The organism is Shewanella sp. 4t3-1-2LB (assembly GCF_017368415.1).
In the GTDB taxonomy this organism is placed as follows: Bacteria; Pseudomonadota; Gammaproteobacteria; order Enterobacterales; family Shewanellaceae; genus Shewanella; species Shewanella fodinae.
On record NZ_JAFNJD010000130.1, the window covers coordinates 1 to 571 of the forward strand.

The following is a 571-nucleotide window of genomic DNA, read 5'->3' on the forward strand; positions in this document are numbered from 1 at the left end:
ATCTCAGCCATGTTATATTTTTGTACATGCTCAGATTGACATACAAAAATAAATCTGTGGTCGCAATCTGGTTTCAGGTTGTTAATTACAACTTCAATCATGTGCTTACCATTCACATCGATCAAAGGTTTTGGAAGTTCATAGCCTTCCTTTGCAAAACGACTACCTCTACCCGCCATAGGCACAACGATATTTAACATTTACTTCTCCAAATACTTATCATTCAATGCTCCTGGTAGTTTAACGACTGCCGTCACTGTATCTTCTAAAGCTTCAAAACCTGTGTATTCACCTGGCTCAATCTTGACAATATCACCTGCATTAAGAACTAAATCTTTCATTAATGCTTTCCCTGAAATAACGACAGTAATTTCTGTAGCAATTCTATGGCAATGACTAGCCTCTTTATCACCTTTAGAAAAATGCTGAATGGCAACCTCTACATCTTGCGTTTTATATAACGAAGGTTCAAACCCACCGACAAACCAACCTCTGACAAATTGATCTAAATTAAATTTCTTCATCATTACACTCATAAAGATATGCATTTATTGAGGTAATCTTTAGTTTA

At 35.7% G+C, this 571-nt stretch carries 2 protein-coding genes; both read right to left on the minus strand.

Features of this window, described 5'->3' with window-relative positions; all coding sequences use genetic code 11:
* On the minus strand, positions 1-200 hold a 200-nt coding region (locus J3L11_RS18930; RefSeq protein ID WP_207572001.1), incomplete at its 3' end, for an NTP transferase domain-containing protein.
* Positions 201-527 (minus strand): cupin domain-containing protein, encoded by a 327-nt coding sequence (locus J3L11_RS18935; RefSeq protein WP_207572002.1) that lies wholly within the window; start codon positions 525-527, stop codon positions 201-203.
* Between the last annotated feature and the right edge of the window lie 44 nt (positions 528-571).

Coding starts and splice junctions, on each gene's coding strand:
- J3L11_RS18935 (WP_207572002.1), bottom strand. CDS start 527: ATGATGAAGAAATTTAATTTAGATCAATTTGTCAGAGGTTGGTTTGTC.